The sequence below is a fragment of the Planotetraspora kaengkrachanensis genome (assembly GCF_016862895.1).
Classification (GTDB): domain Bacteria; phylum Actinomycetota; class Actinomycetes; order Streptosporangiales; family Streptosporangiaceae; genus Planotetraspora; species Planotetraspora kaengkrachanensis.
The window spans coordinates 153,789-161,857 of sequence record NZ_BONV01000032.1; the positions used below are offsets into that span (position 1 = coordinate 153,789).

An 8,069-nucleotide genomic window follows, 5' to 3' on the forward strand; every position below is an offset into this window, starting at 1 on the left:
GCACGTCCACGCCCCGTGGGACCGCGCCTGGCCGGTCTCGGCGCACCATCCGGACACCGTGATCCGGCCGATCGAGCCGTGAGAGCGCGATCATGAACGTCCCGACTGCCCTCGGTCAAGCGCGCCGACGCCCCGGGCCGTCGCCGGGACGCCGCCTCCCGGTTCGCGGGGATCTGCGATCTTGCCTGGCCGTGTCGGTCTTCCATGACGTTTCGGAGATACGTCGACCCTATTGCCGAAGGGTTAAATTAAGTATTGACAGCCTTGACCGCACAAGTGCACGCTCCTCCCGTAGAGAGCGCTCTCCTAGCCCCGTCGCCGCGCATGCGACGGCACCCCCGCCCCGAGGAGAAGCAGTGCATCGATCCCGCAGGTCAGGCCGAACAGGTCTGCTCGCCACACTCGTCGCGGCCCTCGCCCTGGTCGCGTCGTCCCTCACGATCAGTCCGGCCGCGGCCGCGGACACGCTGCTGTCGCAGGGCAAGACGGCCACCGCCTCGTCGACCGAGAACGGCGGGACGCCGGCGTCCGCGGCGGTCGACGGAAACACGGGCTCCCGCTGGTCGAGTGCCTTCAGCGACCCGCAGTGGCTCCAGGTCGACCTGGGCGCGGCCGCCACCATCAGCAGCGTCGTGCTCAACTGGGAGACCGCGTCCGGCAAGGCGTTCAGGATCCAGGTCTCGAACGACGGGTCGGCCTGGACGGACGTCTACTCGACGACGACCGGCGCCGGAGGCACGCAGACGCTGGCCGTTTCGGGGACCGGCCGCTACGTGCGGATGTACGGAACCGTCCGCAACACGGGCTACGGCTACTCCCTCTGGGAGTTCCAGGTCTACGGCACGATCAACGGCGGGGGCGGCGGCGGTCCCATCCAGGGCGGCGGCTCCCTCGGCCCCAACGTGATCGTCTTCGACCCGTCCCAGTCGGCGGCCACCATCCAGAGTCAGCTCAACAGCGTGTTCGCCACCCAGGAGTCCAACCAGTTCGGCTCCCAGCGGTACGCGCTGATGTTCAAGCCGGGCACCTACAACAACCTCAACGCCCAGATCGGCTTCTACACCTCGATCGCCGGTCTCGGCCAGTCGCCCGACGACGTCACGATCAACGGTGACGTCACCGTCGACGCGGGCTGGTTCGGCGGCAACGCCACCCAGAACTTCTGGCGCTCCATCGAGAATCTGGCCATCGTCCCGTCGAACGGAACCGATCGGTGGGCCGTGTCGCAGGCCGCGCCGTTCCGGCGGGTCCACGTCCGCGGCGGGCTCAACCTGGCACCGGCGGGCTACGGCTGGGCCAGCGGCGGCTACATCGCCGACAGCAAGATCGACGGCACGGTCGGACCGTACTCACAGCAGCAGTGGTTCACCCGTAACAGCAACATCGGCGGATGGACCAACGCGGTGTGGAACATGGTGTTCTCCGGCGTGGTCGGCGCTCCCGCGCAGAGCTTCCCGAACCCGCCGTACACGACGCTGGCCCAGAGCCCGGTGACCAGGGAGAAGCCGTACCTCTACCTCGACGGGGGCGGCGCCTACCGGGTGTTCGTCCCGTCGCTGCGGCAGAACTCGAGCGGCGCCAGCTGGGCCAACGGGGCCACTCCCGGCACGTCCATCCCGCTCACCCAGTTCTTCGTCGCCAAGCCGTCCGACAGCGCGGCGACCATCAACGCGGCGCTCGCCCAGGGCCTGAACCTGCTGTTCACCCCCGGCATCTACCACGTCAACCAGACGATCAACGTGACCAGGGCCGACACCGTGGTCCTCGGGCTCGGCTACGCCACGATCATTCCCGACAACGGCGTCGTCCCGATGAGCGTCTCCGACGTCGACGGCGTGAAGATCGCCGGCCTGCTCTTCGACGCGGGCACGGTCAACTCGCCGGTGCTGCTCCGCCTCGGGCAGGACGGGTCGTCGGCCGCGCACACCGCCAACCCCAGCTCCATCCAGGACGTCTTCTTCCGGATCGGCGGCGCCGGCCCCGGCAGGGCGACGACCAGCCTGGTGGTGAACAGCAGCAACGCGATCATCGACCACATCTGGGCGTGGCGGGCCGACCACGGCGCGGGCGTCGGCTGGACCACCAACCCGGCCGACACCGGCCTGATCGTCAACGGCAACAACGTCACGGCCTACGGCCTGTTCGTCGAGCACTACCAGAAATACGAGGTGATCTGGAACGGCCAGGGCGGCCGGACGATCTTCTTCCAGAACGAGATGCCCTACGACCCGCCGAACGCGGGGTCCTGGATGAACGGGTCGACCGTCGGATACGCGGCCTACAAGGTCGCCAACAACGTCACCACCCATGAGGCCTGGGGACTCGGCAGCTACTGCTACTTCAACGTCGATCCCTCGATCGTGGCCGCGCGCGGCTTCGAGGCGCCGACCGCGTCGGGCGTGAAGTTCCACAACCTGCTCACCGTGTCCCTGGGCGGCAACGGCGTGATCGCCCACGTCATCAACAACACCGGAGGCCCGGCGCAGGGCACGGCGACGGTTCCCAGCTACCTGGTGAACTTCCCGTGACGCACTCGCGCCGGTGACCGACCCGGTACGGCGGGCCCACTCGGCGGGCCCGCCGTACCGTCATGTCGCGTCTCGTGCCGTGCCGTCCCCGGTCAGTGCGGCGGGGAGGCCGGGGTGCCCCCGTTCGCCGAAGGCGCGCAGGAGGGCGGCGACGGTCTCCCACGCCGGGGGCGCCGGCCACGCGCCGGCTCCCGAGGGTTCCGGCGAGCCGGTGTCGCCGACGAGCTCCGGAGCGTCGGCCGCGCCCAGGACGGCGCAGGCCAGCAGGTGCTCCCCGGGTTCGAGGTCGCCGGTGAGCGTGGGGATCACCGTGCGGCGGGCGAGGACGTTGGTGCCGGGCAGCGCCCGGACGAGGTCACCCGTCCGGCCGCCGCGCAGGTCCTCGATCACGCACAACCCGGCGGGGGAGTCGAACCTCGCGTGGCCCGGGCCGGTTCCCTTCCGGCGAGGCGCGGGATCGCGGTCCACCGCGAACGCCCCCTCGGCCGTCGCCAGGGCCCGGCCGGTCCGCACGCGGTGCACGCGGACGTGCCAGGGGGCGAGCGCGAGCAGCCAGGTCTCGACCTCGACGTCCGGCCAGGGTGTCCAGCGGGTGTGGAGCACGCCGTCCGAGGCCGATGGCCTCGCCGGGACCTCGCACGGCCGCCAGTGCTCGCCGTCCTCGCTGAGCGCCAGGGTGCTGTCGAATGCCCCCTGCTCGAGTCCCCACGACCCGGCAGGGACGCTGAAGCCGAAGATCGTCGAGTAGGCGAACTTGGCGTACTTGGCTGCGCCGTGCCGTACCCAGTTGTGGTGTTGCCTGGCGCTGAGCAGCACCACGTGCCGCCCGTCCCCGTCCCGCATCAGCGCCGCGCCCGCCTGCGGCTGGGTGCTGACCGCGGGAAGGGCAGGGGCGTCGAGCTCCTGCGCCGCCCAGAAGGGATGCCCGCCGGGCAGCGCGAGAGGCAGGAACGCCTTCATCGCCCAGTAGGGGGAGCCGGGCGCGTTGTACTGCTCGGCCAGCATGGGCTGGGCGTAGCCGTACCCGACGGTCAGCAGGCCGTCCCGGTCGCGGATCGGCCGGTCGAGCCACCAGCGCAGATGCCGCAGCAGATGGCCCTTGACCTCCGGCCAGGGCAGCGCCTCCACGCCGGCGAAGGCGAGCGCGCCCCAGAACGCGCCCTGCGCGAACCGGTACGTCAGGCTCCTGCCGTACGGCACGGCGGCGCCGTCCGAGGCGAACCAGTGCTGGAAGTCCGGCGCGAAGGCGGCGGCCCGCTCCCGGAAGCGCTCGGCGCGGGCGGGGTCGCGGTCCCCGGCGAGGCGCGCGTAGATCAGGCCGTAGTAGTGCATCGCGAACGGGACGTAGTAGTCGCGCTGCTCGTTCGGGCCGTCGCTGTACCAGCCGCCGCCGAGGTCGAACGACTCCAGCCGGTCGAGACGGGCGGCGTTCGGCGCGCGGTCGAAGGCGACGCCGACGCGATCCAGGCCCAGCCCCACCATCACGGGGAAGAACTGCCAGTTGTTGTCCACGGGCCGCGCGTCGAGGGCGGCCAGCAGCCAGGCGGCGAGGGCGTCCCGCTGACGGCCGGTCAGCGGATCCCAGAGCTCCTCGGGCGCGAGGGCCAGGGCGAGGCCGAGCGCGGCGGTCTCCACCAGCCGCTGGTCGGCGTCGCCCACCGGTCCCCAGAACTCGGGGTCCCCCGGGTCGGTGCCCGCGGCGAGCCCGTGCCGCCACAGGTCCCAGTGCGCGAACTCGCCGCCGCCCGCCGCGAGCGGCGCCAGCCCCCACAGCGGCCGGGCGAACGCCTCGAGCTCGGCGGCGACGTCGTCGTGGTGCGAGGTGTTGGGCCCGAGCCTGAGGCGGGCCCGGCCGGCGCTGAAGCGGGGGACCAGGGGGTCCGCGAGCTCGCGCACGAGCCGCAGCATGTCGTCCCGGTCGCGTATGGATTCGGTCGGTTTCCGGGGGCCCGGCGATGACGGGATCACGGCCTTCTCTCGGGGGTCGTCGACGACGGCGGCCGCCTGGACAAGTGCCGCAAATGAGCGGATTTCGGCCGCTGGTGCCTGGGAATCATAACGTCCTGGTATCGCCGTCCGGAGTGATCCGTCCGCCTGGGATGTGTGGCGGATCACCACCGTAGAGATCGCGTCAATACGCGAGCAGCGCCCGTATGGAACCCGTCAAGGAACACGGAAGGCCCCGTTTGTAGGGCTTTGCTTTGTCTGCGCCCACCTGTCCTGGGTGGTGCGGATCAATCCTTACGGATATGAGGAGTGGGGATGGCGGACGTCATCTTCGTCGCCCTGACGATCGCGATTTTCGTGATCTTCGGGCTGGTCGTCAAGGCGGTGGAGCGCCTGTGAGCGCCATCAATGCCATCGGCCTGGCGGTGTCGGCCGCACTTGTGATCTTCATGGTCGCGGCCCTGCTGTTCCCGGAGCGGTTCTGATGAGTCCTACCGCGGCCGGAATCCTTTTCATCGTCTCCCTCGTCGTCGCGCTGGCCGTCACCTACAAGCCGCTGGGTGACTACATGTACCGCGTTTACAGCGGTGCCAGGCACAACGCCGTCGAGCGCGTCGTCTACCGCCTCATGGGCGTGCGGCCCGACCAGGACCAGCGCTGGGGCGCGTACGCGCGCAGCCTGCTGGCCTTCTCGGCTATCTCGATCCTCTTCGTGTACGGCATGCAGCGGCTGCAGGACAAGCTGTTCCTGAGCCTCGGCTTCCCCGCCGTGACCGACCACGTCGCCTGGAACACCGCGATCAGCTTCGTGACCAACACGAACTGGCAGGCGTACTCCGGCGAGTCCACCATGGGCCACCTCGTCCAGATGGCCGCCCTCGCGGTGCAGAACTTCGTCTCCGCCGCCGTCGGCATGGCCGTGGCGATCGCCCTGGTCCGCGGGTTCGCCCGCAACCGGACCGACAACATCGGCAACTTCTGGGTGGACCTGGTCCGCGGCTCCCTGCGGATCCTGCTGCCCATCGCGGTCGTCGGCGCGTTGATCCTCGTGGCCGGCGGCGTGATCCAGAACTTCGCCTCGCCCCACGACGTGACGACCCTGGCGGGCGGCACGCAGTCGATCACCGGCGGCCCCGTGGCCAGCCAGGAGATCATCAAGGAGCTCGGCAACAACGGCGGCGGCTTCTACAACACCAACTCGGCCCACCCGTTCGAGAACGCCACGACCTGGACCAACTGGTTCGAGATCTTCATCATCTTCCTGATCCCGTTCGCACTGCCGCGCACCTTCGGCAGGCTCGTGGGCCAGAACCGGCAGGGCTACGCGATCCTCGCGGTCATGGGCATCCTCGCCCTGGCCAGCGTGACCCTGACCAACATCTTCGAGATCGGCGGGCACGCCACCGTCACCCAGGCGGTCGGCGCGGCGATGGAGGGCAAGGACGTGCGCTTCGGCGTGTCCAACTCCGCGACGTTCGGAGCCGCCACCACGCTGACCTCGACCGGAGCCGTGAACTCGTTCCACGACTCGTTCACCCCGCTCGGCGGCATGATGACGATGTTCAACATGATGCTGGGCGAGGTCGCGCCCGGAGGCGCCGGCGCCGGTCTGTACGGCATGCTCGTGCTCGCCGTGCTCACCGTCTTCGTGGCCGGGCTCATGGTCGGCCGGACGCCCGAGTACCTGGGCAAGAAGATCGGCTCGCGCGAGATCAAGCTCGCCTCGCTCTACTTCCTCACCACCCCCACGCTCGTGCTCATCGGCACGGCCGTGGCCATGGGCAACCAGGCCGGGCTCGCCGCCATGCTGAACAGCGGTCCCCACGGCATGTCGGAGATCCTCTACGCCTTCACGAGCGCCTCCAACAACAACGGGTCGGCGTTCGGCGGCGTCACCGTCAACACCCCCTGGTACGACGTGGCGCTCGGGCTGTGCATGGCGTTCGGCCGGTTCCTGCCCATCGTCTTCGTGCTCGGCCTGGCGGGTTCGCTGGCCAAGCAGGCCCCCGTGCCGGTGTCGGCGGGAACGTTGCCCACCTACCGGCCGCAGTTCGTCGGCATGGTGGTCGGCGTCACGATCATCGTGGTCGCCCTCACCTTCCTCCCCGCTCTGGCGCTGGGTCCGCTCGCAGAAGGACTTTCGTAAACATGTCAACCCAGGTGTCATCGCCCGTGGTCGAAAGCCCGGGCCGCGCTCCCGCACCGCACAAGAAGGACGAGAGGGTGGGAGGCGGGCTGCTCGATCCCAAGCAGCTCGTCGCCTCGCTGCCCGACGCCGTCAGGAAACTCAACCCGGTCACGCTCTGGCGTAACCCGGTCATGTTCATCGTCGAGGTCGGCGCCGTCTTCACGACCATCCTCGCGATCACCGATTCGTCGTTCTTCGCCTGGGCCATCGTGGTGTGGCTCTGGCTCACCGTCGTGTTCGCCAACCTGGCCGAAGCGGTGGCGGAGGGCCGGGGCAAGGCCCAGGCCGCGACGCTGCGCGCGGCCAAGCGCGACACGACCGCCCGCCGCCTCAAGGGCTGGAGGCCCGGCGCGGCCGTCTCCCAGTGGGACGTGGTCGGCGCTCCCGAACTCCAGCAGGGCGACCATGTGGTCGTCGAGGCCGGGGAGGTCATCCCCGGCGACGGCGACGTGGTCGAGGGCATCGCCTCGGTGGACGAGTCGGCCATCACCGGTGAATCCGCGCCGGTGATCCGCGAGTCCGGAGGCGACAGGTCCGCCGTCACCGGCGGCACCAAGGTGCTCTCGGACCAGATCATCGTCAAGATCACCCAGAAGCCGGGTGAGAGCTTCATCGACCGGATGATCGCACTGGTCGAGGGCGCGAACCGGCAGAAGACGCCGAACGAGATCGCGCTCAACATCCTGCTGGCCGCGCTCACGATCATCTTCCTGATCGCGACCATCACCATGCAGCCGCTGGCGATCTACTCCAAGGCGGTGAACCCCGGCGTCGCCGACTCCCTCGCGCTGAACGACAACGGTGTGACGGGCGTCGTGCTCGTCTCGCTGCTGGTGTGCCTCATCCCGACGACGATCGGCGCGCTGCTGAGCGCGATCGGCATCGCGGGAATGGACCGGCTGGTGCAGCGCAACGTGCTCGCGATGAGCGGGCGCGCCGTCGAGGCGGCGGGAGACGTCAACACGCTCCTGCTGGACAAGACCGGCACCATCACCCTGGGCAACCGGCAGGCGTCCGAGTTCGTCCCCGTCGCCGGGGTCAGCACGCAGGACCTCGCGGAGGCGGCGCAGCTCGCCAGCCTCGCCGACGAGACCCCCGAGGGCCGCTCGGTCGTGGTGCACGCGAAGCAGGCGCACAACCTGCGGGAACGGCAGCCCGGCGAGCTCGCGCACGCGGAATGGGTCGCGTTCACCGCGCAGACCCGCATGTCGGGCGTGAACGTGGACGGGCGGCAGGTCCGCAAGGGCGCCGCCACGTCGGTGATGAAGTGGGTCCGCGACAACGGCGGCCACCCGACCGAGGAGGTCGGCCCGCTGGTCGACGGCATCTCCGCCTCCGGCGGCACCCCGCTGGTGGTGGGCGAGGTCGCGAACGGCAGGGCCCGCGTGCTCGGCGTCATCCACCTC

Annotated in this window: 5 protein-coding genes; 4 read left to right on the forward strand and 1 reads right to left on the reverse strand. The window is 70.0% G+C overall.

What is annotated here, in order from left to right:
- The first annotated feature begins 356 nt into the window (after positions 1–356).
- A complete protein-coding gene (locus Pka01_RS29065) occupies positions 357–2,528 on the forward strand; it encodes a discoidin domain-containing protein (RefSeq protein ID WP_239115492.1) in 2,172 nt (723 codons plus the stop codon).
- A gap of 60 nt (positions 2,529–2,588) precedes the next feature.
- Here the strand turns inward: Pka01_RS29065 and Pka01_RS29070 are convergent, their stop codons facing one another.
- Positions 2,589–4,436: a DUF2264 domain-containing protein gene (locus tag Pka01_RS29070; protein WP_203886098.1), complete on the reverse strand. Its 1,848-nt coding sequence runs from the start codon at positions 4,434–4,436 to the stop codon at positions 2,589–2,591.
- Positions 4,437–4,870: 434 nt separating this feature from the next.
- Here Pka01_RS29070 and kdpF point away from each other — a divergent pair, with 434 nt between their 5' ends.
- The 3 genes from kdpF to kdpB all read left to right on the forward strand — a co-directional run.
- Complete coding sequence (kdpF, locus tag Pka01_RS29075; RefSeq protein WP_203886099.1) at positions 4,871–4,960, forward strand: K(+)-transporting ATPase subunit F; 90 nt, start codon at positions 4,871–4,873, stop codon at positions 4,958–4,960.
- The gene (gene kdpA / locus Pka01_RS29080; protein ID WP_203886100.1) at positions 4,960–6,621 is read left to right on the forward strand and encodes a potassium-transporting ATPase subunit KdpA; all 1,662 of its coding nucleotides are present in this window, start codon (positions 4,960–4,962) and stop codon (positions 6,619–6,621) included. Before kdpF ends, kdpA begins: the two co-directional genes overlap by 1 nt.
- A gap of 2 nt (positions 6,622–6,623) precedes the next feature.
- The coding region (gene kdpB / locus Pka01_RS29085) for a potassium-transporting ATPase subunit KdpB (protein WP_203886101.1) at positions 6,624–8,069 on the forward strand (1,446 nt) is incomplete at its 3' end.